At 72.2% G+C, this 26,705-nt stretch carries 24 protein-coding genes and 1 pseudogene; 7 read left to right on the forward strand and 18 right to left on the reverse strand.

What is annotated here, in order from left to right; translation table 11 throughout:
- Positions 1–272: 272 nt before the first annotated feature.
- A complete protein-coding gene (locus tag ACIP5W_RS15555; protein WP_401472508.1) occupies positions 273–710 on the forward strand; it encodes a cell division protein SepF in 438 nt (145 codons plus the stop codon).
- Between the two features lie 36 nt (positions 711–746).
- On the opposite strand, the gene ACIP5W_RS15560 is transcribed toward ACIP5W_RS15555, so the two are convergent.
- On the reverse strand, positions 747–1,952 hold the full coding sequence (locus ACIP5W_RS15560; protein WP_401472511.1) for an acyl-CoA dehydrogenase family protein: 1,206 nt from the start codon (positions 1,950–1,952) through the stop codon (positions 747–749).
- A gap of 201 nt (positions 1,953–2,153) precedes the next feature.
- Entirely contained in the window at positions 2,154–3,749 is a 1,596-nt protein-coding gene (locus ACIP5W_RS15565; protein WP_401472514.1) for an MFS transporter, read from the reverse strand.
- Positions 3,750–4,005: 256 nt separating this feature from the next.
- On the opposite strand from ACIP5W_RS15565, the gene ACIP5W_RS15570 reads away from it, so the two are divergent.
- Both ACIP5W_RS15570 and ACIP5W_RS15575 read left to right on the forward strand, forming a co-directional pair.
- A complete protein-coding gene (locus ACIP5W_RS15570) occupies positions 4,006–5,172 on the forward strand; it encodes a glycosyltransferase family 39 protein (RefSeq protein ID WP_401472517.1) in 1,167 nt (388 codons plus the stop codon).
- A 238-nt stretch (positions 5,173–5,410) separates the two neighbouring features.
- Positions 5,411–6,424 carry a phosphatase PAP2 family protein gene (locus tag ACIP5W_RS15575; RefSeq protein WP_401472520.1) on the forward strand — a complete coding sequence of 338 codons (1,014 nt, stop codon included), beginning with the start codon at positions 5,411–5,413 and terminating at the stop codon, positions 6,422–6,424.
- Positions 6,425–6,482: 58 nt separating this feature from the next.
- Here the strand turns inward: ACIP5W_RS15575 and ACIP5W_RS15580 are convergent, their stop codons facing one another.
- Positions 6,483–6,698, reverse strand: coding sequence for an I78 family peptidase inhibitor (locus tag ACIP5W_RS15580; RefSeq protein WP_401472523.1), 216 nt, complete (start codon positions 6,696–6,698; stop codon positions 6,483–6,485).
- Between the two features lie 420 nt (positions 6,699–7,118).
- Between ACIP5W_RS15580 and ctaD the strand changes: the two genes are divergently transcribed.
- The gene (gene ctaD, locus ACIP5W_RS15585; protein ID WP_401472526.1) at positions 7,119–8,798 is read left to right on the forward strand and encodes a cytochrome c oxidase subunit I; all 1,680 of its coding nucleotides are present in this window, start codon (positions 7,119–7,121) and stop codon (positions 8,796–8,798) included.
- 60 nt (positions 8,799–8,858) lie between these two features.
- Here ctaD and ACIP5W_RS15590 read toward each other — a convergent pair whose 3' ends face one another.
- Complete coding sequence (locus tag ACIP5W_RS15590) at positions 8,859–9,572, reverse strand: transglycosylase family protein (RefSeq protein WP_401472529.1); 714 nt, start codon at positions 9,570–9,572, stop codon at positions 8,859–8,861.
- Positions 9,573–10,089: 517 nt separating this feature from the next.
- Here ACIP5W_RS15590 and ACIP5W_RS15595 point away from each other — a divergent pair.
- Together ACIP5W_RS15595 and ACIP5W_RS15600 are read left to right on the forward strand one after the other, a co-directional pair.
- On the forward strand, positions 10,090–10,872 hold the full coding sequence (locus ACIP5W_RS15595) for a hypothetical protein (RefSeq protein WP_401472532.1): 783 nt from the start codon (positions 10,090–10,092) through the stop codon (positions 10,870–10,872).
- Between the two features lie 92 nt (positions 10,873–10,964).
- Positions 10,965–11,441: a hypothetical protein gene (locus ACIP5W_RS15600; protein WP_401472535.1), complete on the forward strand. Its 477-nt coding sequence runs from the start codon at positions 10,965–10,967 to the stop codon at positions 11,439–11,441.
- Positions 11,442–11,514: 73 nt separating this feature from the next.
- On the opposite strand, the gene der is transcribed toward ACIP5W_RS15600, so the two are convergent.
- The 5 genes from der to aroH all read right to left on the reverse strand — a co-directional run bounded on the left by der (position 11,515) and on the right by aroH (position 16,093).
- A complete protein-coding gene (der, locus tag ACIP5W_RS15605) occupies positions 11,515–12,993 on the reverse strand; it encodes a ribosome biogenesis GTPase Der (RefSeq protein WP_401472538.1) in 1,479 nt (492 codons plus the stop codon).
- 135 nt (positions 12,994–13,128) lie between these two features.
- Positions 13,129–13,806, reverse strand: coding sequence for a lysophospholipid acyltransferase family protein (locus ACIP5W_RS15610; protein ID WP_401472541.1), 678 nt, complete (start codon positions 13,804–13,806; stop codon positions 13,129–13,131).
- Positions 13,803–14,489, reverse strand: a complete 687-nt coding sequence (cmk, locus tag ACIP5W_RS15615; RefSeq protein WP_401472544.1) for a (d)CMP kinase — start codon at positions 14,487–14,489, stop codon at positions 13,803–13,805. The genes ACIP5W_RS15610 and cmk overlap by 4 nt, the downstream gene beginning before the upstream one ends.
- A 159-nt stretch (positions 14,490–14,648) precedes the next feature.
- Positions 14,649–15,734 (reverse strand): prephenate dehydrogenase, encoded by a 1,086-nt coding sequence (locus ACIP5W_RS15620; protein ID WP_401472547.1) that lies wholly within the window; start codon positions 15,732–15,734, stop codon positions 14,649–14,651.
- A complete protein-coding gene (aroH, locus tag ACIP5W_RS15625) occupies positions 15,731–16,093 on the reverse strand; it encodes a chorismate mutase (RefSeq protein WP_401472550.1) in 363 nt (120 codons plus the stop codon). The genes ACIP5W_RS15620 and aroH overlap by 4 nt, the downstream gene beginning before the upstream one ends.
- A gap of 198 nt (positions 16,094–16,291) precedes the next feature.
- On the opposite strand from aroH, the pseudogene ACIP5W_RS15630 reads away from it, so the two are divergent.
- Positions 16,292–16,336, forward strand: a pseudogene (locus ACIP5W_RS15630) (hypothetical protein); the annotation flags it as partial.
- Positions 16,337–16,480: 144 nt separating this feature from the next.
- Here the strand turns inward: ACIP5W_RS15630 and ACIP5W_RS15635 are convergent.
- The 9 genes from ACIP5W_RS15635 to ACIP5W_RS15675 all read right to left on the reverse strand — a co-directional run bounded on the left by ACIP5W_RS15635 (position 16,481) and on the right by ACIP5W_RS15675 (position 26,644).
- A complete protein-coding gene (locus ACIP5W_RS15635) occupies positions 16,481–17,503 on the reverse strand; it encodes an ADP-ribosylglycohydrolase family protein (protein ID WP_401472553.1) in 1,023 nt (340 codons plus the stop codon).
- Entirely contained in the window at positions 17,500–18,222 is a 723-nt protein-coding gene (locus ACIP5W_RS15640; protein WP_401472556.1) for an NUDIX hydrolase, read from the reverse strand. Before ACIP5W_RS15640 ends, ACIP5W_RS15635 begins: the two co-directional genes overlap by 4 nt.
- A 125-nt stretch (positions 18,223–18,347) precedes the next feature.
- Positions 18,348–19,457, reverse strand: coding sequence for a pseudouridine synthase (locus tag ACIP5W_RS15645; RefSeq protein ID WP_401472559.1), 1,110 nt, complete (start codon positions 19,455–19,457; stop codon positions 18,348–18,350).
- Positions 19,457–20,131 (reverse strand): SMC-Scp complex subunit ScpB, encoded by a 675-nt coding sequence (gene scpB, locus ACIP5W_RS15650; protein ID WP_401472562.1) that lies wholly within the window; start codon positions 20,129–20,131, stop codon positions 19,457–19,459. Before scpB ends, ACIP5W_RS15645 begins: the two co-directional genes overlap by 1 nt.
- Positions 20,128–21,222: a segregation and condensation protein A gene (locus ACIP5W_RS15655; RefSeq protein ID WP_401472565.1), complete on the reverse strand. Its 1,095-nt coding sequence runs from the start codon at positions 21,220–21,222 to the stop codon at positions 20,128–20,130. The genes scpB and ACIP5W_RS15655 overlap by 4 nt, the downstream gene beginning before the upstream one ends.
- An 18-nt stretch (positions 21,223–21,240) precedes the next feature.
- The gene (locus ACIP5W_RS15660; protein WP_401472568.1) at positions 21,241–21,804 is read right to left on the reverse strand and encodes a hypothetical protein; all 564 of its coding nucleotides are present in this window, start codon (positions 21,802–21,804) and stop codon (positions 21,241–21,243) included.
- Positions 21,789–22,925: a ParA family protein gene (locus ACIP5W_RS15665; protein ID WP_401472571.1), complete on the reverse strand. Its 1,137-nt coding sequence runs from the start codon at positions 22,923–22,925 to the stop codon at positions 21,789–21,791. Before ACIP5W_RS15665 ends, ACIP5W_RS15660 begins: the two co-directional genes overlap by 16 nt.
- 401 nt (positions 22,926–23,326) lie before the next feature.
- The gene (gene ald, locus ACIP5W_RS15670; protein ID WP_401472574.1) at positions 23,327–24,451 is read right to left on the reverse strand and encodes an alanine dehydrogenase; all 1,125 of its coding nucleotides are present in this window, start codon (positions 24,449–24,451) and stop codon (positions 23,327–23,329) included.
- A gap of 135 nt (positions 24,452–24,586) precedes the next feature.
- Complete coding sequence (locus ACIP5W_RS15675; RefSeq protein WP_401472577.1) at positions 24,587–26,644, reverse strand: tetratricopeptide repeat protein; 2,058 nt, start codon at positions 26,642–26,644, stop codon at positions 24,587–24,589.
- Between the last annotated feature and the right edge of the window lie 61 nt (positions 26,645–26,705).

Below are 26,705 nucleotides of genomic sequence, written 5' to 3' on the forward strand. Positions count from 1 at the left end.
GTATCGACCGCTCGTCACGCGGGAACGGCGCGCCCGGTTCACCCGTCCGCTCCGCCACTCACCCGTACGCCGTGAAGAATCATATTTCACTCACAGTCAGCAGCCGTATGAGTCGCGACCCTTGGGGCACTTGGACTCTCGACGGATCGACTGTGCACCAGTAGCGTCACAAACCCCCCGCGCGGCGTCTATCCACTTGGCGCGACATCCGCATCATGGACGACCATGGGGAATGCGGAAAGCAAGAATGACCGCTGTGAGAGGAGGCGTCCATGGGATCGGTACGCAAGGCGAGTGCCTGGCTTGGCCTCGTCGACGACAACGATGACGAGCGCTACTACGACGACGACTATTCCGAGGGGACCGACCCCGGAGACGCCTGGGTCACCGACCCGCGGGTGAAGGTCGCCACCGACACGGCCCAGGAGAAGGGCCGCCGGATCGGCACCGTGACCCCGGACAGCTTCCGGGACGCGCGGGCGATCGGCGAGCTGTTCCGCGACGGTGTCCCGGTCATCATGAACCTCACGGCCATGGAGGCCGCCGACGCCAAGCGCGTGGTCGACTTCGCGGCCGGGCTGATCTTCGGGCTGCGTGGTTCGATCGAGCGGGTGTCGACCCGGGTGTTCCTGCTCAGCCCCGCCAACACCGAGATCGTCAACGGCGACCCGGCCGCGCGCCGCGCGGACGGCTTCTTCAACCAGAGCTGAGGCAGGGCCGCTCGCCGGCCCTGCCTCCTCCCGGGGTCAGCGGAAGGCGTCCAGTCCGGTGAGCGCCTTGCCCAGCACGAGCTGGTGCATCTCGACGGTGCCCTCGTAGGTCAGCACCGACTCGAGGTTGGTCGCGTGCCGCATGACGGGGTACTCGAGGGAGATCCCGTTGGCCCCGAGGACCGTCCGCGCGGTACGGCAGATCTCGATCGCCTCCCGCACGTTGTTGAGCTTGCCGAAGCTGACCTGTTCCGGACGCAGGCGGCCGGCGTCCATGCGCCGCCCCAGGTGGTGGGCGAGCAGGATCCCCTTGTGCAGTTCGACCGCCATGTCGGCGAGCTTGGCCTGGGTGAGCTGGAAGCCGCCGATCGGCCGCCCGAACTGCTCCCGCGACTTCGCGTAGTCGACGGCGGTCTCGAAACAGGCCCGCGCCGCCCCCATCGCACCCCAGACGATCCCGTACCGGGCGTGGGACAGACAGCTGAGCGGGCCCTTGAGCCCGACGACCTCCGGCAGTACGGCGTCGGCGGGCAGCCGTACGTCGTCCAGCACGAGCTCACTGGTGACACTGGCCCGCAGGGACCACTTGTGCTTGATCTCGGGCGCGGAGAACCCGGGGGCGTCGGTGGGCACGACGAAGCCCCGGATGCCGTCCTCGGTCTGCGCCCACACCACGGCGACGCCCGCGACCGACCCGTTGGTGATCCACATCTTGCGCCCGTTCAGGACCCAGTCGGAGCCGTCCCTCCTGGCGTGGGTCCGCATGCCGGCGGGGTCCGAACCGTGGTCGGGCTCGGTCAGGCCGAAGCAGCCGATGACCTCACCGGCGGCCATGCGCGGCAGCCAGGCCCGCTTCTGCTCCTCGCTGCCGAACCGGTGGACGGCGTACATGGCGAGGGAGCCCTGGACGGAGACGAGCGAGCGGATCCCGGAGTCGGCGGCCTCCAGCTCAAGGCAGGCCAGCCCGTACTGCACGTGGGTGGCACCGGCGCACCCGTAGCCCGTGAGGGACATGCCGAGGGCACCGATCCCGCCCAGTTCCCTCGCCAGTTCCCGGATCTGGGGCAGCTCGCCCTTCTCGTACCACTCGGCGACGTACGGCAGCACCCGGTCCCCGGCCCAGGAGCGCACGGTGTCCCGTACGGCGAGGTCCTCGTCGTCCAGGAGATCGTCGATCCCGAGGGGGTCGGACGGGTCGAAAGGGGGCGGCACAGACCCCGCGGGCCCCGAGGACGACGACATGATTCCCTCCGAAACCTGAAAACTAGCACCGCTAGTCACGCAACTCCCCCGACGTTACGACGCCCGGCGAACCCCGTCCACCCCACCCCTGCGATGCGCGCGGCGGACGGGAAGCCGCCGACGGCGCCGCACCACCACGGACGACGCCCGGCCCTGCGGGGATCACCCCGGGCGGTGTGCGGGCGGGAGACCGACCGGCCGTCAGGCCGAGACCCGCGGCTGCCCGACCTCCCGGGGCGCGGGCAGCCGCACCGCGGGGGCCTCGCACTGCATCACCCGCGGCAGCCGCAGCGCCATCACCGCGCCCAGCAGCAACAGCCCCGCGCTCACCATCAGCGTCACATGCAGTCCGTGCACGAAACAGTCCCGCGCCGTCTGCCGCAGGGCCTCCCCGGCGGGCCCGCCGAGCCGCCCGGCGACCTCGTACGCCTCGCCCAGCGAGTTCCCCGCCGCGGCCGACGCCGCGGCCGGCACCCCCGGCACCGACGACAGCCCCGGCGCGTAGGCCGCGTTCATCACGCTGCCCAGCAGCGCGATCCCGATCCCGGCCCCCAGCTGGTACGACGTCTCGCCGATCGCCGCCGCCCCGCCCGCCTGCTCCGGCGGCGCCTCGCTCAGCATCGACTCGTACGCCCCGAACAGCGTCGTCTCCAGCCCGAACCCGAGCAGCAGGAAGCCGACCAGCAGCAGCGCCGGGTTGTCCGCCCCGCCCATCGCGGTCAGCGTGACGACCGCGGCGGCGGTGAGGCAGAACCCGGCGCACACCATCCGCCGCGGCCCGAACCGGCGCAGCAGCCGCGCCCCGGCGAGCCCCGCGGCCATCGCCGCGAAGGTCAGCGGCAGCAGTCGCAGCCCCGTCTCCAGCGGGGACAGGTCCAGCACCAGCTGGAGGTACTGCGCCGCGATCAGTTCCAGACCCACCAGCGCCAGCATCGCCAGCACGATGCACCCCACCGCCGTACCGAACGCGGGCCGCGCGAACATGCGCAGGTCCACCAGCGGGTGCGCGCGCCGCCGCTGACGCCGTACGAACAGCACGATCAGCAGCGCGCCCACGGCCAGCGGCACCAGGGTGAGCGGACCCAGTTCGCCGCTGCCCAGCCGCTTCACGCCCAGGACGGCGCCGAACAGTCCGGCGGCGGCCGTCAGCGCGCCCACGACGTCCCACGGCCCCTCCCCCGTGCCCTTGGACTCGGGCAGCAGCAGCCGGCCCACCGGCAGACTGACCAGCATCAGGGGGATGTTGACGAGGAAGACCGAGCCCCACCAGAAGTGCTCCAGCAGGAAGCCGCCGAGCAGCGGCCCGACCGCCGCGCCGACCGCGGCCACGGCGCTCCAGATGCCGATGGCGAGCGCCCGCTCCCGCCGGTCGGGGAAGACCTGGCGCAGGATGGACAGCGTCGCGGGCATGATCATCGCGCCGCCGACGCCGAGCAGCGCCCGCGCGAGGACGAGCACCTCGGCGCTTCCGGCGAACGCCGCGAGGGCGGAGGCCACGCCGAACAGCGCGTAACCGAGCAGCAGCACCCTTCTGCGGCCGACCCTGTCGCCGAGCGTGCCGAACAGGATCAGCAGCGAGGCGCAGACCAGGGGATAGGTGTCGACGATCCAGAGCAGTTCGATCGCGCCGGGCCGGAGGTCCTCGGTGACGGCGGGCACCGCCACGTGCAGCACGGTCGCATCGACGGCGACCAGGAGCAGGCTGACGCACAGCACCACCAGCACGACCCAGCGGTTGGCACCGGCCCCGGCCGCCCGACGGCGCCACCGAACGGCGGCCGTGGTCGTCCCGGACATGAACGTACCTCCCAGAGTTTCCTCGGTCCGGCGGGCTCGCGGGGTGGGGACTCCCCGGGGCTCGGCCGGAGAGAAGCGGTGGTCTCCGGCCCGCGCAACGAACGACGAGTGACACGCAGCGTACGCGAGTTCGTGCGTCGGCCACGTGGCGGACCTCTCACAGTTCCCCGCCGAACATGTGGCGTACGCCACTCCCCTCACGGCCCGTCGCACCCCGGCGCACCCTCCGTTTCCGGGCGCCGCCGATAATCGCCCCGTGACCGATCTCGACACCCGGGTGGCGCCGCCCGGTCCCCCGACCCTGCGCCGGGCGGCCCCCGCTCTCCTGGGGTACGCGGCCGTGCGCGCGCTGGGGCTGCTCGCCCTGGCGGTGTGGAGCGCCGCGCGGGACAAGAGCGCGTACACCTTGCTGACGGCCCGCTGGGACTCCTTGTGGTACACCCGGGTCGCCGAACTGGGGTACGGCTACGAGGTGCGCCTGCCCAGCGGCGACGTCCACTCCAACCTCGCCTTCTTCCCGCTGCTGCCGTGGCTGGAGCGGCTGGTCGCGGAGCCGACACCGCTGTCGTACGCCGACGCCGGTTTCGCCGTCTCCCTGATCGCCTCGCTCGCCGCGGCCTGGGGGATCTTCGCGGTCGCCGACCGTCTGTACGGGCGCCGGGCCGGGGTGTGCGCGGTGCTGCTGTGGGCGGTGCTGCCGGTCGGGATCGTGCAGTCGATGGCGTACAGCGAGTCGCTGTTCACCGCGCTGGCCGCCTGGTCGCTGTACGCGGTCCTCACCGGCCGCTGGGTGACCGCGGGCCTGCTGGCGTCGCTCGCCGGGCTGACCCGCCCGGTGGGGATCGCCGTGGTGGCGGCGGTGTGGGCGGCGGGCACGGTCTCGTTCGTGCGAGAGCGGAGCGCGGCGGACGCGCCGGGCGCGCGCATCGCCCCGCGCGCCCTGGGTCTTCTCCTCGCCCCCCTGGGCGCCGCCGGCTACGTCCTCTGGGTCGGGCACCGCACCGGGCGGGGTCCGCTCGGCTATCTCGACGTCCAGGCGGGCTGGCGCAACGGTTTCGACGGCGGTCACGCCTTCGCCCGGTTCGTCATCGGCAAGTTCACGTCGATTCCCTCGGCCTTCGCCGGTCTCGCCCTGGTCGTCGGCGTCGCCCTGCTGATCCGGCTCTACGTCGCCTGCGTACGCGGACGCCAGCCCCTCCCCCTGCTGGTCCACACGGGGGTCGTCCTGGCGCTCGCGCTGTGCGCCTCCAGCTACTTCGGCTCGAAGCCGCGTCTGCTGCTGCCCGCCTTCCCGTTGCTGTTCCCCCTCGCCACGGCCCTCGCGCGGCTGCGGCCCTGGCGATCGGCCCTGGTCGTCGGCGGTGCCGCGGCGGCGTCGGCCGTGTACGGCGCGTGGTGGCTGAACGGCTCCGGTCCGCCCTGAGCCGCCCCGACGGACGGATGAGCGGGCGGAGAATGGCGGCCGTGCATTCGGTGAACGCATTCATAAGCCAGTCGGAACCATCCTCCGGAATGATCAAAAGAATTGCAGGGAACACGGTTCGGAGATTGCGGATTCCAGCGGAATAGCCACCCTTACGAGAGCAATCCCACATCACATCGTCATCACAAAGCCGCGGGTTCGGCGGGGAACTGCACTCACTCGCTGTAACGTCGATTGGGTGCGTACCGAACGAAACCTCACCCGTCTGGACCGGGTGTTCGCAAGGCTCGACCGTGAGCCGGAACGACCGGCCCACCTCGATGTGCCGCAGATGAGCAGGCACCGGGTCGCGCTGTTCTCGGCGACCCTGGCCTTCTACCTGGCCATCGTGTGGCTCGTGGTGACCACCTCGTGGCTGGTCCGCCTCGACTGGCAGGTCATGTTCTTCCGGCCGTACCAGCAGTGGTCGGAGATCCACTGGTTCGTGGACTACTACGTGGTCCTCGGCCAGCGCGGACCCACCGCCGTCATGGTCTGCGCCTGGCTCGGCTGGAGATCCTGGCGCCAGCACACCCTGCGGCCCCTGCTCACGCTCGGTACGTCGCTGCTGCTGCTGAACATCACCGTCGGTGCCGCCAAGATCGGCATGGGCCGTCTCGGCCCGCACTACGCCACCGCCATCGGCTCGAACGAGATGGGTCTGGGCGGCGATATATTTCCCAGCGGCCACACCGCCAACGCGGTCGTGACCTGGGGAATCCTGGCCTATCTGGCCTCCACCCCACGAGCCCGCCGCTGGCTGTCCGCGCTCTCCGCGGTGACCTCGCTCGGCGTCGGCCTGGCCACGGTCTACCTCGGTACGCACTGGCTGAGCGACGTGGTCCTCGGCTGGGCCGCCGGCCTGCTGATCCTGCTGGCGCTGCCCGCGTTCGAGCCGCTGATCGCCCGCACCGAGGCCTGGATCTTCACTCTGCGTGACCGCCTGCGCGACCGTCGCGCGAGGACGGCGCCCGTCCCGGCGCCGGTACCGGTGGCCGTGCCGCTCACACAGTGCGCCACGGCCGGCCGGCCGGACGAGACCACCGCGGCCCGCGAGGCGACGGCCCGTCCGCCCAGGGCGCCGGTCTACCTCGCCCCCGGCCCGCACACGACCCGCGCGGAGCGCGCCCCGGTCACCCCGGCCGGCAGCCGTCGCCCGCCGCACGCGGACCGGCTTCCGCACGGTTCGGCCAACCCGGCCGCCCGCCCCTGACCGGCGGCCGGCCCGCGCGCGGGGCCCATCGGTGCGCACACACCGGGCCCCGCGCGCCTCAGCCCTTCCAGGCCCGCGTCACCCGTCCTTCGCGCACCTCGAAATTCAGCCGGCCCACGAGGTACTCCATGGTGATGATCGTTCCGGGCGCCAGCGAACGCACCGTCGACCACCCTCGCTCACGGGCGAGCCGCTCGGCCCGGCCGCTCTCGAGGCCGACATATCCGTCCGGACTGTCCTGGGGCTCCGCTGGCGGAGTGGGAATCGGTGCCATACCCGCAACGCTAGGCCGGGACCGCCGTTCCGGGAACCCCGAACGGGAGATGTGGATCACTACGGTCACACTTCTGTCACAGGACCACGACACGGGTTTCCGTACGAATCCATCACTCGAACGGGCGGTTTCACAAGCCTTCCGAACCTATTCGACCGCCATTTCCGCGTGTCGCACCGGCTCCTTCCATTACCCGGCGGAAAGTTCCCGGAGAACCGTTCCCGGATCCCGTTTCCTTTCGATTCCGCGGGGCTCCGCGGGGGTCGGATCCTCATAGGAAATACACGGCTCCCCCACACATCCTCCGTATGCCCCTGTCGGGCGCGTGGCGGCGCGAGCACCGCGACGGCGGCTCGCGGGCACCCGTGCGGCGCGAGCGGGGCGGGACCCGGGACGCGACGAGCGAAGGGCGAGCGAGCAATGGGGACGGAGACCGTACCGGCGACGGCGCGCACCGCGGGCGGGAGGCGGGGCCGGGTGGTCGTCGACTGGCTGACCACCACCGACCACAAGAAGATCGGGCACCTCTACCTGATCACGTCGTTCGCGTTCTTCCTGGTCGGCGGGGCCATGGCGCTGATCATGCGGGCCGAACTGGCCCGCCCGGGCCTGCAGATCGTGGACAACCAGCAGTTCAACCAGTTGTTCACCCTGCACGGCACGATCATGCTGCTGCTGTTCGCGACCCCGTCCTTCGCGGGCTTCGCCAACGAGCTGATGCCACTGCAGATCGGCGCCCCCGACGTCGCCTTCCCCCGGCTGAACATGCTGTCGTACTGGCTGTTCCTGTTCGGCGGGGTGATCGTGCTCGGCTCGCTGCTGCTGCCGGAGGGCCCCGCCGCCTTCGGCTGGTTCGCCTACGCGCCGCTCAACAACGCCACGCACTCCCCCGGCCTCGGCCCCGACCTGTGGATCATGGGGCTGGCGCTGGCAGGCTTCGGCACGATCCTCGGCGCGGTCAACTTCATCACCACCATCATCGGGATGCGCGCGCCCGGCATGACCATGTTCCGGATGCCGATCTTCACCTGGAACACGCTGTTCACGTCGATCCTGATCCTGCTGGCGTTCCCGGTGCTGGCGGCGGCCCTGCTGGTGCTCGAGGCGGACCGGCGGTTCGGCTCGCAGGTCTTCGAGGCGGCCAACGGCGGGGCGCTGCTGTGGCAGCACCTCTTCTGGTTCTTCGGGCACCCCGAGGTGTACATCATCGCGCTGCCGTTCTTCGGGATCATCACCGAGATCATCCCGGTCTTCAGCCGCAAGCCGGTCTTCGGCTACCTGACCCTGGTCGGCGCGACGATGGCGATCACCGGGCTGTCGGTGGTCGTCTGGGCCCACCACATGTTCGCCACCGGCGCGGTGCTGCTGCCGTTCTTCTCGTTGCTGTCGTTCCTGATCGCGGTGCCGACGGGCGTGAAGTTCTTCAACTGGACCGGAACCATGCTGAAGGGCTCGCTCTCCTTCGAGACGCCCATGCTGTGGGCGACCGGCTTCCTGGTGACCTTCCTCTTCGGCGGTCTGACCGGGGTGATCCTGGCTTCACCGCCGCTGGACTTCCACGTCACCGACTCGTACTTCGTGGTGGCGCACTTCCACTACGTCGTCTTCGGCACGGTGGTCTTCGCGGTCTTCGCCGGATTCTTCTTCTGGTGGCCGAAGTTCACCGGCAAGCTGCTCGACGAGCGGCTCGGCAGGATCCAGTTCTGGACGCTGTTCGTCGGCTTCCACACCACGTTCCTGGTCCAGCACTGGCTGGGCGCCGAGGGCATGCCGCGCCGCTACCCGGACTACCTGGCCGCGGACGGCTTCACCGCCCTCAACACGGTCTCCACGATCGGCGCGTTCCTGCTCGGTCTGTCGACACTGCCGTTCCTCCTCAACGTCTGGAAGACCGCCAAGTACGGCGAGAAGGTCGGGGTCGACGACCCCTGGGGCTACGGCCGCTCCCTGGAGTGGACGACCTCCTGCCCGCCGCCCCGGCACAACTTCACCACGCTGCCCCGGATCCGCTCGGAGTCCCCGGCGTTCGACCTGCGCCATCCCGAGTACGCGGCGGAGATCCCGCAGCCGGAGCCGAAGAAGCACCAGGCGGACTCGTGAGCGGGGCCCCGTGGCCCCGTCCGGCGTGCACACCGGACGGGGCCACGGGGCCGGGCGCCGTCAGAAGTTCAGCCGCAGACCGGGCACGATCAGGTCGGGATTCCCGCCGACGGCCGTCCTGTTCGCGGCGTAGACCCGCTGCCAGGTGGTTCCGTGACGCGCGGCGATCGTGCTGAGCGTGTCGCCCGCGCGGACGGTGTAGTCGCCGTCGCCGCGGGAGGACGTACCGCGGGAGCCGTGGCCGGGAGAACGCTCGGCGGCGTCGGCCGGCTTCGAGGAGCCTCCCGTGGACGAACCGTTCTTCGACGACCCGCCGGCGGACGAGCCGCCCTGCGCGGAGCCGCTCTCGGCCGGGCCGCTCTTGGCCGGGCCGCTCGCGGCAGCGGGCGCGCCGCCGGAGGCCCCGGCGCGCGTGGAGCAGGTCGGCCACGCGCCCCATCCCTGGGAGCGCTGGACCTCGGTGGCGACGGCGATCTGCTGCTCCCTGGTGGCATGGTCGGCGGTCGGCGCATAGGCCGTGCCGCCGTAGGCGCGCCAGGTGGAGGCGGAGAACTGGAGCCCTCCGTAGTAGCCGTTGCCGGTGTTGATGTGCCAGTTGCCGCCGCTCTCGCACCGGGCGATGCGGTCCCACACTCCGGCGTCCGCCGCGGCGGCGTTGCCGCCGGCGGCCAGCAGTCCCAGGGGGGCGAGAAGCGCCGCCCCGGCGAGGACCGCCGTCGTACGCGCCTTGGCGGCGCGGGCGTCGACGCGGGTGTCATCGGCACATTCGGACATGAGGATCCCTCTCTACGAACCCGGGTCTCCCCCCGAGCGGAGCGCGCCGGCCGCGCGGGAACGCGGTCGTCGTGCTCCGCCCCGTCCGCCGGCGGTGGTGCTGCGCGATGTCTGGTTCTGCGCGGCCGGCGGACGTACCCGGGTGGTGCTCGCTGCACACGGCCGAGCAATCTAGGGAATCCGACGGCCCGTCATCAATCAACACGCGGTCATCGCAGGCCAGTTGAGGGTTACCGCTGGTATCGGCGAAATCAGGACACCTACTTCATTCCCTGATTTCCGGATTTGTCGACCGACATCCCGGCCCGCCTGTGTCCCACCTCACGCATTCAACTTCCGTGACACTCTCGTTACTTGACGATGAGTGGCCGGTTCCGCACGAATCGTGACCGTGCGCGCAGGCCGGTTCGATTCCCTTCGCCCGGCAGCGTGACCCCCGCCACAGCTCGCCCGTTGTCTCTGCATGAGCCGGGGAGCCACCCGGCCCGCCCACGCACCGCATCCGAGGGAGTCACCCGTGCCGCGCATGCTCGACGTCAGCGACGAGGTACGTGCCGAGATCGGCGCCGAAGAAGCCGACCGGCTGATCGCCGGAGAGAACGCCCCGGGCAGTTACGACTGCACGTCCTGCCGCACCCCGGGCGACTCCGAGTACGAGCGCACCAGCACCGTCCTGTTCATCGGGGACGAGACCGCCGTTCTCGCCTTCGCCCACGCCACCTGCCTGCCCTCGCAGATCGTCCAGGTCACCGAGGAGCAGCTCCAGGGCGCCGTCCGCTCCATCGGCGGCGACACCGCCGACCTGGACCCCGGCAAGACGGTGCCCGAGCAGGCCGTGCTCGGTGTGACCAGCGGACTCGTCCTGATCGCCGGGGAGCTGCACCCGGCCCTGGTCGTCGAGCCGACCGCGCCCGTCGTGCGGCCCGGCGCCACCGGCATCGGCGACGACTTCCTGCCGCTCCTCATCGAACAGGGCTTCATGCCGCTGTCCGAGCTGTCCGAGGCGCCGCCCGTGCGGCACGGCTGGTCCGTGCTGCTGGCGATGGGGCAGTTGCACGCGGTGCTCCAGCCCTCGGTCAACGGCGGGCAGCCGGTGGCCTGGTGGCAGGCCCACCAGCCGTTGCAGGTGACGGAGGGCTGGCGGGCCGCCGCCAACAAGCACCAGCAGGTGCTGATGTTCGCGGCACCGGTGGGGGCGATCGGCCGCCAGCCCCGGGAGGACCTGCTGCGGGACGCGCTGGACAAGGCCGCGGCGAACGGCCAGCTGGTCGGGGCGGCGCTGCCCCTCGCCGGAACCTGAGCCCGCAGGGCGGGGACGCGGGCCGTACCCCGCGCCCCCCGAAGGCCGGTCACCGGCCGCATCCCCCGACCCCACACGTCGTTTGGACATACGTGCACACCTACGACGTTCCCCGCCGCCAGCCCTACCCGATCCCGTCCGCGCGACCGGCCCAGGACTCACAGGGCGGCCCCTCGGCCACACCGATCTACGACGCGCTCTACGCCGAGTACGTCAAGTCGTTCCGCTCGCTGCCCGGTGACCGCAGCGGTGAGGACGAACTGGGATTCACCGCCTTCGGGAACATGCCGCACGGCACGGGGACGTACGCGGTGCCGCGGCCGGGGTCGTTCAGCAGCTCGTACAGCGCCTACAGCGCGGGCGCCCAGAGCGCACGGCTCGGGCAGCCGTCGCAGTCACCGGCATCGTCCCGGTCGCAGGAGCAGGAGCAGGAGCAGGAGCGGGCGCAGTCCCAGGCGCCGCAGTGGCAGCGGATCGGCCCGCTCGGGCAGACCGGCCGGCCGCACACGCCGGCCGGGACGCACCACGTCCCGGCGGCACTGCCCCCGGCACCCCGGCGGAGCGTCTGAGGCCCGCGGCGGGCGCGGCACGGCCGGAGGGCGGCACCCACCGCGGGTGCCGCCCTCCGGCCGTGCCGTCGGGTCACTTCTTCTTGCCGCGCTTCTCGCGCACCCGCACCGAGATGTGGATCGGCGTCCCCTCGAAGCCGAACTCCTCGCGCAGCCTGCGCTCGACGAAGCGCCGGTAGCCCGCCTCGATGAAGCCGGAGGCGAACAGCACGAACCGCGGCGGCTTGGTGCCCGCCTGGGTGCCGAAGAGGATGCGCGGCTGCTTGCCGCCCCGGATCGGGTGCGGGTGGGCGGCGACCAGCTCGCCGAGGAAGGCGTTCAGCCGGCCGGTCGGGACGCGCGTCTCCCAGCCCGCGAGGGCGGTCTCGATCGCCGGGACCAGCTTCTCCATGTGCCGTCCGGTGCGCGCCGAGACGTTCACCCGCGGCGCCCACGCCACCTGGGCCAGCTCGGTCTCGATCTCCCGCTCCAGGTAGTAGCGGCGCTCCTCGTCGAGGGTGTCCCACTTGTTGTAGGCGAGGACGATCGCGCGGCCCGCCTCCACCGCCGTGGTGACGATCCGCTGGTCCTGCACGGAGATCGACTCGGAGACGTCGATCAGGATGACCGCCACCTCGGCCTTCTCCACGGCGGCCGCCGTGCGCAGCGAGGCGTAGTAGTCGGCGCCCTGCTGGAGGTGGACCCGCTTGCGGATACCGGCCGTGTCGACGAACTTCCAGGTGACACCGCCCAGTTCGATCAGCTCGTCGACCGGGTCACGGGTGGTGCCGGCCAGCTCGTTGACGACGACGCGCTCCTCGCCGGCCACCTTGTTCAGCAGCGAGGACTTGCCGACGTTCGGGCGGCCGATGAGGGCGATGCGGCGCGGGCCGCCGACCGCCGTGCCGAAGGTCTGCGCGGGCGCCTCCGGCAGCGCCTCCAGGACCGCGTCCAGCATGTCGCCGGTGCCGCGGCCGTGCAGCGCGGAGACGGGGTGGGGCTCGCCGAGGCCCAGGGACCACAGAGAGGCGGCGTCCGCCTCGCCGCTCTGGCCGTCCACCTTGTTGGCGGCGAGCACGACGGGCTTGCCCGCCTTGCGCAGCAGTCGTACGACCGCCTCGTCGGTGTCCGTGGCACCGACCTTGGCGTCGACGACGAACACGACGGCGTCGGCGGCCTCGATCGCGTACTCGGCCTGCGCGGCCACGGAGGCGTCGATGCCGAGGACGTCCTGCTCCCAGCCGCCGGTGTCGACGACCTTGAAGCGGCGGCCCGCCCACTCGGCCTCGTAGGTGACCCGGTCGCGGGTGACGCCCGGCTTGTCCTCGACGACCGCCTCGCGCCGCCCGATGATCCGGTTGACGAGGGTCGACTTGCCGACGTTCGGGCGGCCGACGACCGCGAGGACGGGCAGCGGCCCGTGCCCGGCGGCCTCGATCGCCCCCTCGACGTCCTCGACGTCGAAGCCCTCGACCGCGGCGAGCTCCATGAACTCCGCGTACTCGGCGTCGCCGAGCGCCCCGTGATCGTGCTCGAAGGAGTCCGAGCCGTCGGGCTGGATGTGGTCGTTCATGAAGTCCGTACCTCTGCGTTCATTCGTGGTGATCGGTGGAGCATCCGTTTTCGGCGGTTTGATCCACTACTCAGTGTCGCCCAGCGCCCGCCCGGACGCCCGGCGTTTTCGTACCGTCTTCGTACCGTCGCGCCGCTATGCGTCGCGCCGCTGTCCGTCGTCCGTCGGACGGCCGGTGAGCCGTCTGGCGTGTTCCAGGTGGGCGGCCAGGTGCTTCTGGATGCGCTCGGTGGCCTCGTCCAGCGCCTTTCGGGTACGCCGCCCGCTGCCGTCGCCCGCCTCGAACGGGTCGCCGAAGACGACGTCGACGCGGGACCGCAGCGGGGGCAGTGCCTTGAACAACCGTCCGCGCCGCCCGGTGCTTCCCAGGACGGCCACCGGGACGATCGCCGCCCCGCTGCGCACCGCGAAATAGGCGAGCCCCGCGCGCAGGGAGGCGAAGTCGCCCTCGCCCCGCGTGCCCTCCGGGAAGATCCCGAGGACGCCGCCGGCCTCCAGCACGCCCAGCGCGCGGGTGATGGCCTTGCGGTCGGTGGTGTCCCGGTCGACCTTGAGCTGACCGATGCCGGTCAGGAACGGGTCGAGGGGGCCGACGAACGCCTCCTTCTTGATCAGGAAGTGCGTCGGCCGGGGCGCCACGCCCATGACCATCGGCCCGTCGATGTTGTGGGAGTGGTTGACGGCGAAGATCACGGGGCCGGTCGCCGGAACCCTCCAGGCGCCCAGCACCCGCGGCTTCCACAGCCCGAACATCAGGCCGACGCCGATGCGCCGCCCGACCTCCGCCCCTCTCTCCGAGGGCAGCTCGCTCACTTCACCGCCCGCTTCTCCCCGACGAGGGTGACCACGCACTCGATGACCTGGGCCAGCGTCAGCTCGGTGGTGTCCACCTCGACGGCGTCGTCCGCCTTGGCGAGCGGGGAGGTCTTGCGGGAGGAGTCGGCCGCGTCCCGCTTGATCAGCGCCTCGCGGGTGCTGTGCACGTCCGCGCCCTTCAGCTCGCCGCTGCGGCGGGCGGCGCGGGCCTCCGGCGAGGCGGTGAGGAAGATCTTCAGGTCGGCGTCGGGCAGCACGGTCGTCCCGATGTCCCGTCCCTCGACGACTATGCCGCGCTCGGCGGAGGCCGCCAGCGACCGCTGCAGCTCGGTGATCCGCGACCGCACCTCGGGGACGGCGCTCACCGCGCTGACCTTGGAGGTGACCTCCTGGGTGCGGATCGGACCGGCCACGTCGACGCCGTCGACCGTGATCGTCGGGTCGGCCGGGTCGGTGCCGGAGATGATCTCGGGCTTGCCGGCGACGGCGGCGATCGCCGTGGGGTCCTCGATGTCGATCCCGTTGCTGACCATCCACCACGTGATCGCCCGGTACTGGGCGCCGGTGTCCAGGTAGCTCAGCCCGAGCTGGGCGGCCACGGCCTTGGACGTGCTCGACTTGCCCGTGCCGGAGGGACCGTCGATGGCGACAATCACGGGCTGGGCGGCGCCGTTTTCCACGGGAGGACACCTTCCTGGTGCGAGGCGGTGGGCTGCGGGACGACAATGTGCCCCGCACAAGGTTACTGGCTGCGGGTCACTCGTCCGGCCGACGGCCGCGGAGGGGGCCCGTCCGGCACGGTTCTCCGACGCGGGCCGGGGCACCCGGACACCGGGTGCCTACTGCCGCAGCGCCCAGCCCCGCTCCCGCAGCGCGGCGCTCAGCACGGCCACCGCCTCCGGCTCCACCGTCAGCTGCACCAGACCGGCCTGCTGCCCCGTCGCGTGCTCGATGCGTACGTCCTCGATGTTGACCCCGGCCCGGCCGGCGTCGGCGAAGATGCGGGCCAGCTGTCCCGGCTGGTCGTCGATGAGCACCGCCACGACCTCGTACACCCGCGGAGCGGACCCGTGCTTGCCGGGGACCCGGACCTGACCGGCGTTGCCCCGCCGCAGGACGTCCTCGATGCCGCCGGCGCCGGCGCGCCGCTTGTCCTCGTCGGAGGACTGCAGGGCGCGCAGCGCCCGGACCGTCTCGTCGAGGTCGGCGGCGACGTCGCCGAGCAGGTCGGCGACCGGCCCGGGGTTCGCGGAGAGGATGTCGATCCACATCCGGGGGTCGGAGGCGGCGATCCGGGTCACGTCCCGGATGCCCTGCCCGCACAGCCGTACGGCGGCCTCCTCGGCGTTCTGCAGGCGGGCCGCGACCATGCTGGAGACCAGGTGGGGCATGTGGGAGACGAGCGCCACGGCCCGGTCGTGGGCGTCGGCGTCCATCACCACGGGGACGGCCCGGCAGTGCGAAACCAGCTCCAGGGCGAGGTTCAGCACCTCGGTGTCGGTGTCGCGGGTGGGCGTCAGCACCCAGGGGCGGCCCTCGAAGAGGTCGGCGGTCGCGGCCAGCGGGCCGGACTTCTCGCGGCCGGACATGGGGTGGGTGCCGAGGTAGGCCGACAGGTCGAGGCCGAGCGCCTCCAGTTCCCGGCGCGGCCCGCCCTTGACGCTGGCGACGTCGAGGTAGCCGCGGGCCACGCCCCGGCGCATGGCGTCGGCGAGCACGGCGGCCACGTGGGCGGGCGGGGCGGCGACGATGGCGACGTCGACCGGGCCCCGGGGGGCGTCGTCGGTGCCGGCGCCGAGCGCCGCCGCCGTACGGGCCTGCTCGGGGTCGTGGTCCTCCAGGTGGACGACGACGCCGCGCCGGGCGAGGGCGAGGGCCGCGGAGGTGCCGATGAGTCCGGTTCCGATGACGAGCGCGGTTCTCACTGGGCGATGTCCTTGCGCAGGGCGGCCGCGGCGCCGAGGTAGACGTGGTTGATCTCGGAGCGGGGCCGGTCCGACTCGATGTGCGCGAGGACGCGGACGACCCTCGGCATGGCACCCCGGACGTCGAGTTCCTGGGCGCAGATCAGCGGTACGTCGACGATGCCCAGCTTGCGCGCGGCGGCGGCCGGGAAGTCGCTGTGCAGGTCGGGGGTGGCCGTGAACCAGATGCTGATCAGGTCGTCGGCGGTGAGGGCGTTCCGCTCCATGACGGCGGTGAGCAGGGCCCCGACCCGCTCGTCCATGTGCCCGGCCTCGTCCCTGTCCAGCTGGACGGCCCCCCGGACCGCTCGTACCGCCACGGCGCTGCTCCTCGCTCACGTAGGTCACGGCTCTTCGTCGTCCAGCGTAGTCAGCGCGGACCGGCCCGGAGCACGGCGCCCGCCCGCTGAGACGCGCCCCGTGCGAGCAGCCGGCCGCGGGCCCGGGTCGTGTCCTCCGTGCCACGGGTCCGGCGCCTCACCGCGTTCGCGGTGGTCTGCGCCCATCAGGGCTGCAGCGTGGCGGCCGTCGCCGACGGCACCATCGACTGCGCCTGCCACAAGAGCGGTTTCGGCATCGGCGACGGCACGGTGACGGGTGCCCCGGCGACCGAGCCGCTGCCCGCGGCGGAGATCGTGGTGAAGGGCGACGTCATCACGCCGGCGTGGGACGAGCGGGATCGGCGGCCGGTGACGGGTGGCCGGTGCTCAGTGGTCCCACAGTGCCCCGAGGGTGACCAGCTCGCTCCGGTGCTCGATCCGGTCCGCCCACTCCGTCGGCCAGGCGTCGGCCCCGGCGTGGGCGCCCGCGAAGGCGCCGGCCAGGCAGGCGATGGAGTCGGAGTCGCCGGCGGAGCAGGCGGCCCGGCGCAGCGCGGTGACCGGCGCGTCGGGGAAGAGCAGGAAGCACAGCAGCCCGGTCGCCAGCGCCTCCTCGGCGATCCAGCCCTCCCCGGTGGCCAGGCACGGGTCGGTCTCCGGCGAGGGGTCGCGCAGAGCCTCCTGGAGGCGCTCCAGGACGTGCAGGCAGTCGTCCCAGCCCCGTGCGATGAAGTGCTCCGGGGCCGGGTCCTGGGAGCGGGTCCACAGGTCGCCGAGCCAGCGGTGGTGGTAGTGGGTGCGGTTGTCGAGGGCGTAGGACCGCAGCAGTCCGACGAGGCCCGTCGGTTCGGCGCCGTCCGCGAGCAGCCGTACGGCGTGGGCGGTGAGGTCGGAGGCGGCGAGCGCGGTGGGGTGGCCGTGGGTGAGGCCGGACTGGAGCTGGGCGGCACCGGCCCGCTGCTCGTCGCTGAGGCCGGGGGCGAGGCCGAGGGGCGCGACGCGCATGTTGGCGCCGCAGCCCTTGGAGCCGATCTGACTGGCGTCCTGCCACGGGCGCCCGTCGTCCTCCAGCATGCCGCAGGCGGTCAGGCAGGTACGGCCGGGGGCGCGGTTGTTCTCGGGCGAGCGGTACCAGGCCACGAACTCCTCGCGCAGCGGCCGCTCCAGCCCGGCCGGCTCGAGCGGCCCGCGGTCCACGGCCGTGCGCAGGGCGCGGCCGACGGCCAGCGTCATCTGCGTGTCGTCGGAGACGAAGGCCCGCCCCGGCAGTTCCGTCTCCCGCCACGGCCCGCACTTGGCGAGGATCGAGGGGACGTCGTCGAACTCGGTCGGAAAGCCGAGCGCGTCCCCCAGCGCGAGGCCCAGCAGGGCCCCCGTCGCGGCGCGCTTCCTGACGGTCGTGGTGGTCATGCGGAACGTCCTTCCCGGGGCGGTCGCAGCAGGGGCGGGTGGAGGGTGGTGGCGGTGCCCGCGCGGTAGAGGGCGGCCGGTTTGCCGCGGCCGCCGGTCAGCCGTGCGGGGCCGCCGGGAACGGGTTCGACGAAGCCGGGGGTGGCGAGGACCTTGCGGCGGAAGTTGGGCCGGTCCAGGCCGGTGCCCCAGACCGTCTCGTAGACCTGCTGGAGCTCGCCGAGGGTGAACTCGGGCGGGCAGAAGGCGGTCGCGAGACAGGTGTACTCGAGCTTGGCGCCGACCCGTTCGTGGGCGTCGGCCAGGATCCGGTCGTGGTCGAAGGCGAGCGGTGCGGCGTCGTCGTACGGCCGCCAGCGGGCCTGGGCCGCGTCGCCGCCGCCGCGCGGTTCGGGAGCGTCGGGCAGCAGGGCGGCGAAGGCGACGGAGACGACCCGCATGCGGGGGTCGCGGTCGGGTTCGCTGTAGGTGCGCAGCTGTTCCAGGTGGAGGCCGGAGACGTCGGCGATGCCGGTCTCCTCGGCGAGTTCGCGCCGGGCGGCGGCCTCGGCGGACTCGTCCGGCAGCACGAACCCGCCGGGCAGCGCCCAGCGGCCGAGGTGCGGCTCCTGCCCGCGCTCGACGAGCAGCACGTGCAGGGCGCCCGCGCGCAGGGTGAGGACGGCGAGGTCCACGGTGACGGCGAAGGGTTCGAAGGCGTACTTGTCGTAGCCCCGCATCCATCCACCCCCTTTTAATAGTCGTACCGACCATAAACCTGACCGGTGTCCGGGCACAAGAAAGCGCGGACACGAGAAAGCGGCCGGTCCCGGAAATCCGGGACCGGCCGCTCCGACGAGCCGCTCTACAGGTCGACTTCCTTCATCAGCATGCCGACCTCGGTGTTGGACAGCCGGCGCAGCCAGCCCGACTTCTGGTCGCCCAGGGTGATCGGGCCGAAGGCCGTGCGGACCAGCTTGTCGACCGGGAACCCGGCCTCCGCGAGCATCCGGCGCACGATGTGCTTGCGGCCCTCGTGGAGGGTGACCTCGACAAGGTAGTTCTTGCCGGTCTGCTCGACGACCCGGAAGTGGTCCGCCTTCGCGTACCCGTCCTCGAGCTGGATGCCGTCCTTGAGCCGCTTGCCCAGGTCGCGCGGGATCGGGCCCACGATGTGCGCGAGGTAGACCTTCTTCACGCCGTACTTCGGGTGCGTCAGGCGGTGCGCCAGCTCACCGTGGTTGGTGAGCAGGATGACGCCCTCGGTCTCGGTGTCGAGCCGCCCGACGTGGAACAGGCGGGTCTCACGGTTGGTGACGTAGTCGCCGAGGCACTGCCTGCCCTCGTTGTCCTCCATCGTCGAGACCACGCCGGCGGGCTTGTTCAGCGAGAAGAACTGGTACGACTGCGTCGCCACGGTCAGTCCGTCGACCTTGACCTCGTCCTTCTCCGGGTCGACCCGCTTGCCCTGCTCCAGGACGATCTCGCCGTTGACCTCGACCCGCGCCTGCTCGATCAGCTCCTCGCAGGCCCGCCGGGAGCCGTAGCCCGCGCGCGCGAGGATCTTCTGGAGCCGCTCGCCCTCCTGCTCGGCGCCCGGGAAGGTCCTGGGCAGCTTGACGTCCTTCTTGGCCGCGTACCGTTCGCGGTTGCGCTCCTCGGCCCGCGTCTCGTACTCGCGCGAGGTCGCCGGAGCCGACGGCCCGCGCTGCTGGGGCTTCTTCGGACCGCCCTTGGCGCCGCCGCGGGCCGCGCCGCCGCGCCCCGCCTTCGGGCCCTCGTGAGACGCGCCGGGGCCCACGTCGTAGCGGCGCTCCTCGGGGCGGGGCTTGCTGGGCCGGCCCTGGGCCTGGCCCTGGCCCCGGCTCTGTGCCTGCCCCCGGCCCTGGCCCTGCTTCTGGCCCCTGTTGTTGCCGGCGCCGCGGGGGTTACCGCGCCCACCGCTCCTGCCGCTACCGCTGCCGCTGCTTCGCATCAGATTTCCGTCGTCGTCGTGTCCGTCGTGGGACCGTCGTCCGCATCCGGGGCGTCCGGATCGAACGACGGTACGGCTTCCTGGGTCTCGGCCTCGATCGCCTCCGCCTCCGGGAGGAAGGGCGCGAGCTCCGGGAGCTCGTCCAGACCGCGCAGGCCCATCCGCTCCAGGAAGTAGTTCGTCGTCCCGTACAGGATCGCACCTGTTTCGGGTTCCGTGCCCGCCTCCTCGACCAGACCGCGCTGGAGCAGGGTGCGCATCACACCGTCGCAGTTCACTCCGCGCACCGCGGAGACCCTGCTGCGGCTGACCGGCTGGCGGTAGGCGACCACCGCGAGGGTCTCCAGCGCCGCCTGGGTCAGCCGGGCCTGCTGGCCGTCCAGGACGTACCGTTCGACGGCCGGGGCGTAGTCGGCCCGGGTGGAGAACCGCCAGCCGCCCGCGACGAACCGCAGCTCGAAGCCGCGCCCCTGCACGGTGTACTCGTCGGCCAGCTCCCGCAGCGCGTCCGCGACCTGGCGGCGCGGGCGCTCCACGATCCTCGCCAGGTGCTCCTCGGTGGCGGGCTCGTCCACGACCATCAGCACGGCCTCCAGGGCGGGCTTGAGGCCGAGGCCGGCGACGGTACGCGCTCCGGCCGGGGCCGCCGGGGCCCCCGCGGTCTCCTCGCTCACGGCTTGCGCTCCTCCTCGGTCTTCTGCGGCGGCCGGTCGAACTCGTCGGTCACCCTGGGCCGGTCGTCCCCGTCCCCGCCGGTCCAGCGCACCAGCAGCTCCCCGAGCGCGGCCTCCTGGTCGAAGGCGACGGCCTTCTCCCGGTACAGCTCCAGCAGGGCCAGGAACCTCGCCACGACGGTGAGGGTGTCGTCGGTGTCCTCGACGAGCGTACGGAAGCCGGCCTCGCCGAGCCGCCGCAGCCGTGCGACCACGATCTGGGCCTGCTCCTGCACGCTGACCAGCGGGGCGTGGATGTGGTCGACGTACACCTGCGGCTCGGGCCTGGGCTGCATCGCCTTGACGGCGAGCTTCGCGAAGCCCTCCGCGCCGATGCTGATGACGACCTCGGGCAGCAGTTCGGCGTGGTGCGGTTCGAGGCCGACGGTCCGCGGACGGCGGCGGGCCTCCGCGTCCAGCCGTTCCCGGAAGATGTCGGCGATCCGTTTGTACGCGCGGTACTGCAGCAGCCGGGCGAACAGCAGGTCGCGGGCCTCGAAGAGGGCCAGGTCCGCCTCGTCCTCGACCTCGGCGGCGGGCAGCAGGCGGGCCGCCTTCAGATCGAGCAGCGTCGCGGCGACGACGAGGAACTCGGTCGTCCGGTCCAGGTCCCAGTCGGGGCCCATCGCCCGGATGTGCGCCATGAACTCGTCGGTGACCTTCGACAGCGCGACCTCGGTGACGTCCAGCTTGTGCCGGGAGATCAGCTGGAGCAGGAGATCGAAGGGGCCCTCGAAGTTGGCGAGCCGGACCTTGAAGACACCGTCGGGGGACTCCTGGACGTCGTCCCGGGCGTCGTCACGGGCGTCGTCCCGGGGACTGCCGGCGGGCTCGTCAGCGGGTTCCGGCCCGTGCACCGGTTCCGGCTCCCGTACCTGCTCCGGTAGGGGTTCCGGCTCGTGCACCGCAGCCGGAACAAGCGTCGGCGCCGGTTCCGGTACCGGCACTGGTACCGGTTCCGCAGGCGCCGTCCCCGGCCCCCGTCCCAGCGCGCGGCGGCGGCCGACGGGTGCTCCTGGGCCGGGGGTGCGGGCGGGGTCGTTCGAGGTCATGACCCCCGCAGGCTACCGCTACCGCCCGCGAAGCCGTCGTACGAGGATGCTGGCGTCTCCGCGGCTCTCCAGGTCGGCGAGGACGACGGCGACCGCCTCGCGGACGATGCGTCCGCGGTCGACCGCGAGCCCGTGTTCGCCGCGGAGCACCAGACGGGCGTGCTCGAGGTCCATCAGTTCCTCGGCGGACACGTACACGGTGATCTTCTCGTCGTGCCGTTCGCGGCCGCTGGGCCGGCGGGCGGAGGCCCGTCCGCGCTTGCGCGACGGGGCGTCGTCCTGGGTGGCAGAACCTTCCTGCGCGCCCTGTCGGGGACCGGAACGCTCCCCGGTGCCCCGGGTGCCGCCCTGTTCGGCGCCGGCCGCCGCGTGTTCGGTTCCCTCGCCGTCCCCGCCCTGTGCGGGTACGGCGTTCGGCGCGTCGTCGGCGGGACCGGCCGCCGCCCCGTCGCGCTCCCCCGCCGGAGCGGGCACCCGGGCCTCGCCGCCCGCGGGGCGCCGGGGTGCGGACGGCTGGAGCGCCGTTCCCCCTGTCGTGCGGAAGAGTTCGTCGGCCCCCGGCAGACTCACTCGGCGTGACACCGGGCGAGCACCTCCCTGGCGAGCTGACGGTAGGCGGCGGCGCCGACGGAGTTGGAGGCGTAGGTGGTGATCGGCTCACCGGCGACCGTGGTCTCCGGGAAGCGGACCGTGCGCCCGATGACCGTGTGGTAGACGTGGTCGTCGAAGGCCTCGACGACCCGCGCCAGCACCTCACGGCTGTGCACCGTGCGCGAGTCGTACATGGTCGCCAGGATCCCGTCGAGCTCCAGCTCCGGGTTGAGCCGTTCCTGGACCTTCTCGATGGTCTCCGTCAGCAGGGCGACACCGCGCAGCGCGAAGAACTCGCACTCCAGCGGCACTATCACCTTGTGGGCGGCGGTGAGCGCGTTGACGGTGAGCAGGCCGAGCGAGGGCTGGCAGTCGATCACGATGTAGTCGTAGTCGTCCATCAGCGGCTTCAGCGCACGCTGCAGCGTCGACTCGCGCGCGACCTCGGAGACCAGCTGGACCTCGGCGGCGGACAGGTCGATGTTGCTGGGCAGCAGGTCCATGTTGGGGACCGCCGTCTTCAGGAGCACCTCGTCGGCCGACATGCCCCGCTCCATGAGCAGGTTGTAGACCGTGAGGTCGAGCTCCATGGGGTTGACGCCCAGGCCGACCGACAGCGCGCCCTGCGGGTCGAAGTCCACGAGCAGTACCCGGCGCCCGTACTCCGCGAGCGCGGCACCCAGGTTGATGGTCGACGTGGTCTTGCCGACGCCGCCCTTCTGGTTGCACATCGCGATGATCGTCGCGGGACCGTGGTTGGTCAGCGGTCCCGGGATCGGGAAGTACGGCAGCGGGCGACCGGTCGGGCCGATGCGCTCGCGGCGCTGGCGGGCGGCGTCAGGCGCGAGGGTGGCCGCGTACTCGGGGTCGGGCTCGTACTCGGCGTCGGGGTCGTAGAAGTGCCCTTCGGGCAGTTCGTCGTAGTCGGCGAAGTGGTTGCGGGGCGTGCCACTTCCGTCGCCGGCCATGGCGTTCACGTGATGGCCATCCATGCTCTGGGGTGCTGACAGAGCCGTGTGGGGGCTTGACTGGCTCTGGTGGGCTGCGAAGGTTCGGACAGCGACGGAGCCGACAGCCTCGAGCCCCGTGGAGCCCTGACTCCGCGTAGGCATTCCTGGTTGACCACCCCCGGGAGAAAATGTCGACTCATTCACAAGTCGTCTTACCTCCTTGGTGACCAGGAAACTTCTAGACAAGGTCAGCGTGGCACCATGCCGACGGTTGGCGACTCTATGGCGTGTCGGGTGTTCGCAGCAACACAATCCGCCGGACCCGACTCGATGTGTCGACAATGAAACATGCCGCTGTCAAGGGCGTACGGCCGTCGCACAGCAGGTTTCACCGGCGTGCGAATCGGTCGAAGGATCACGTTCGAGGCGAGTTGACCGAGAGCCGCAAAGTGACCATACACACATCCGGCCGGACCTTGTCGGGCAAGGTCCGGCCGGATGTGCGCGATTGACTCGTCCTGTTGACGTATCGCCTTTACGGAAAGGTGACTTGCCCGGGCGTGTCAGCCGAGGAGCGTGTCGAGCTCCACGTGGGCCAGTCCGTGCGCCTCGGCGACCTCGCGGTAAACGACCTGGCCGTCGTGGGTGTTGAGGCCCTTGGCCAGCGCGGGGTCGCGGCGCAGCGCCTCGACCCAGCCGTTGTTGGCGAGCGAGACGATGTACGGCAGCGTGGCGTTGGTGAGGGCGTTGGTGGAGGTGTTGGGCACCGCGCCCGGCATGTTCGCGACGCAGTAGAAGACCGAGTCGTGCACCGGGAAGGTCGGCTCGGCGTGGGTGGTGGGACGGGAGTCCTCGAAGCAGCCGCCCTGGTCGATCGCGATGTCGACAAGAACACTGCCGGGCTTCATCCGGGACACCAGTTCGTTGGTGACCAGCTTCGGGGCCTTGGCGCCCGGGATGAGCACGGCACCGATGACGAGGTCGGCGTCGAGGACGGCCTTCTCCAGCTCGAAGGAGTTGGACATGACGGCCTTGACCCTGGTGCCGAAGATCTTGTCGGCCTCGCGCAGCTTGTTGATGTCGCGGTCGAGCAGGGTCACGTCGAAGCCCATGCCGACGGCGATCTGGGTGGCGTTCCAGCCCGACACCCCGCCGCCGATGACGACGGCCTTGGCCGGGGTGACGCCGGGGACGCCGCCGGGCAGGACGCCGCGGCCGCCGTTGGCCCGCATCAGGTGGTAGGCGCCGACCTGCGGGGCCAGCCGGCCCGCGACCTCGGACATCGGGGCGAGCAGCGGCAGCGCGCGGTTCGGCAGCTCGACGGTCTCGTAGGCGATCGCGGTGGTGCCGGACGCGACGAGGGCGTCGGTGCACTCCTTGGAGGCGGCCAGGTGGAGGTAGGTGAAGAGGGTCTGGTCCTTGCGGAGGCGGTGGTACTCCTCGGCGACGGGCTCCTTGACCTTCAGCAGCAGGTCGGCCGTGGCCCACACCTCGTCGGCGGCGTCCAGGATCCGCGCACCGGCGGCGACGTACTCGTCGTCCGTGATCGACGATCCGACACCGGCGTTGCGCTCGATGACGACCTGGTGGCCGTTGCGTACCAGCTCGTGCACGCCGGCGGGGGTGATGGCCACCCGGAACTCGTTGTTCTTGACCTCGCGGGGGATGCCGACCTTCACGTCGATCACGGTCCTTGGCTCAGAGGGTGTGGGGAAACAGCAACACATACCCGGAGGTAGCGGACGCACCGGGATGCACCGCAGGAGAACGTGCGGCAGAGCCAGTCTAATGAAGGTGTTCCCGCTGTCTAGCCTTTCATTGCATCAATCTTCAGTGGGTGTACTGCGGATTTCGCAGGCGTTATCGCCGTGTTCCGGCTCCGGATCACGGTCTCCGGGCTCATCTCCCAGGATGCGCTCGGCCGCGCCGCGGTGCAGGCGGGCGGCCGCGGGGTCGCCGAGGTGCTCCAGGGTGTCGGCCAGCCGGAGCTGGAGGGCGGCCTGCAGACGGGTGTCGTCGGCGCGCCGGGCCCACTCCGCCGCCTCCTGGCAGGTGCGCAGCGACTCCTCCGGCCGGCCCGCGTACTCCTGGACCCGGGCCAGCTCGCTCAACGCCCGTGCGGACGCGGCCACATCGCCGGTCTTGCGGTGCCCGGCGGCCGCGGCTCGCCAGCCCCGCTGCGCCTCGCCGTACCGTCCGGCGTAGGTGTGGGCGGTGGCGATGCGGCCGTACAGCCGGGCGGCGTCCACGCGCTCGTCGCGGGCCAGCCGCTGGGCGAGGGCCCGGCCGAACCAGTCGGCGGCCCGGTCGTAGTCCCCCAGCTCCAGGTGCGCGCCGCCTACGGATTCCATCGCGCGGCCGGTCGCGTACGGGTCGTTCGCCTCCCGTCCGGCGTCCAGCGCGGCCCGGTAGCGCACCAGGGCCTTTGCCGTGCGCCCGGTGCGGGCGTCCACGTCGGCCAGGTTCAGCAGGGCGGCGGCCTTCTCGCGGGGCAGGTCGCGGCGCTCGGCCACGTCCAGGACGAGCTGGTGGACGCCGTACAGATCGGCCGCGGCCCCCTGGGTGCCGAGGTGCGCGACCATCGCCCTGACCAGCTGGGACATCAGACGCCTGGCCAGGGTGTCCAGCTCGCCGTCGGCGACCGCGAGCCGGGCGGAGGCGAGCAGGGCCGGCCGGCGGGTGCGCAGCCAGTCGGCGGCCGCGCGCGGGGTGTCGAACCGCAGGGCGCGGGGCATTTCCTGGAGCTTCTCCCGGGCCTGCGGGCTGTCCGTCTCGGTGATCGCCCGGCAGGACTGGAGCAGCCGTACGGTGCGCTCCAGCATGCGGGCGCGGGCCAGCTGGAGCTCGGCCGGACGCTCGTGGGTCTCGGCGGCCGCCCGCAGCAGGGGCTGGAGGCAGCCGGGGACCTCGTACTGGGGCACCGGCGACGGCAGGGCCCGCAGCAGGCCCAGGGCGACGAAGTCGTCCAGGGTGGTGCGCGCGGCGCCGATCGAGCAGCCGGCGAGCGCGGAGGCGGTGTGCGGGTCGGCCAGGCCGGCCGGGGCGAGGCAGAGCAGTCGCAGTATCCGGGCGGCGGCCGGGGGCAGGGTGGCGTGCACGAGCCGGAAGACCCGGCTGAGGGGGCTTCCCTCGTCGCCCTCGGCGTGCAGCTGCTTGGCGAGGTCGGCGATCGCCGACTTGGGCCGCGCGGCGAGCCAGCCGCCCGCGAGGATCAGCGCCGTGGGGTGCCCCTGGCAGGCCTCGACGAGGCCCTCGGCGGCGCGCGGGTCGACGGTGACGCGGACCGAGCCGGTGCGCCGGGTGAGCAGTTCGAGGGCGGACTTGGTGTCGAGGCCGCCCAGGGTGCAGGGCCGTACGTCGGAGATCCCGGTGAGCGGGCCCGCCGAGACGGCCACGACCAGGCACTCCGGGGTGTCCGGGAGGAGGGCGTCGACCTGGTCGGCGCCGGCCGCGTCGTCGAGCAGGAGCAGCGCGCGCCGCTCGGCGAGGGCCTCGCGCAGGGTGGCCGAAAGGTCCTCCTCGCCGGCGCCCGGCGGGACCGGCCGGCCCAGCGCGGTGAGCAGGTCGCGAGCGGCCTGCTCGACGGGCACGGGGGTGCCGTCGGGTTCGCCGAGCCGGACGCGCAGCACGCCGTCCCGGTAGCGCCCGGCGACCTGCCGGACGAACTCCTCGGCGAGCGCGGTACGGCCGGAGCCGGGCCGTCCGGCGATGAGGAGCACGCGCGCGCGAGGGGCCTTCTTCCCGGAGAGGGTGTCCAGCCCCGCGCGTTCGATGTCGGCGCGCAGTTCCTTCAACTCCCGGGTACGGCCCAGGAAATGGCCCTCCGTCGCAGCGTGTCCGGACAGCTGCACGCCGTCTGTGTCCACTGCCTGATCCGTCACGGGCCACACTCCCGTCCCACCGCACGCGCGAGCCCGCCGGAACTCCGGATCGGGCGGTTCC

The organism is Streptomyces sp. NPDC088766 (genome assembly GCF_044750845.1).
GTDB lineage: Bacteria > Actinomycetota > Actinomycetes > Streptomycetales > Streptomycetaceae > Streptomyces.

Coding starts and splice junctions, on each gene's coding strand:
- der (WP_401472538.1), bottom strand. CDS start 12,993: ATGAACGACCACATCCAGCCCGACGGCTCGGACTCCTTCGAGCACGAT.
- ACIP5W_RS15665 (WP_401472571.1), bottom strand. CDS start 22,925: ATGCCTACGCGGAGTCAGGGCTCCACGGGGCTCGAGGCTGTCGGCTCC.
- ACIP5W_RS15655 (WP_401472565.1), bottom strand. CDS start 21,222: ATGACCTCGAACGACCCCGCCCGCACCCCCGGCCCAGGAGCACCCGTC.
- ACIP5W_RS15560 (WP_401472511.1), bottom strand. CDS start 1,952: ATGTCGTCGTCCTCGGGGCCCGCGGGGTCTGTGCCGCCCCCTTTCGAC.
- ACIP5W_RS15635 (WP_401472553.1), bottom strand. CDS start 17,503: ATGACCACCACGACCGTCAGGAAGCGCGCCGCGACGGGGGCCCTGCTG.
- ACIP5W_RS15555 (WP_401472508.1), top strand. CDS start 273: ATGGGATCGGTACGCAAGGCGAGTGCCTGGCTTGGCCTCGTCGACGAC.
- ACIP5W_RS15580 (WP_401472523.1), bottom strand. CDS start 6,698: ATGGCACCGATTCCCACTCCGCCAGCGGAGCCCCAGGACAGTCCGGAC.
- ACIP5W_RS15640 (WP_401472556.1), bottom strand. CDS start 18,222: ATGCGGGGCTACGACAAGTACGCCTTCGAACCCTTCGCCGTCACCGTG.
- ctaD (WP_401472526.1), top strand. CDS start 7,119: ATGGGGACGGAGACCGTACCGGCGACGGCGCGCACCGCGGGCGGGAGG.
- ACIP5W_RS15565 (WP_401472514.1), bottom strand. CDS start 3,749: ATGTCCGGGACGACCACGGCCGCCGTTCGGTGGCGCCGTCGGGCGGCC.
- ACIP5W_RS15645 (WP_401472559.1), bottom strand. CDS start 19,457: ATGCGAAGCAGCGGCAGCGGTAGCGGCAGGAGCGGTGGGCGCGGTAAC.
- ACIP5W_RS15590 (WP_401472529.1), bottom strand. CDS start 9,572: ATGTCCGAATGTGCCGATGACACCCGCGTCGACGCCCGCGCCGCCAAG.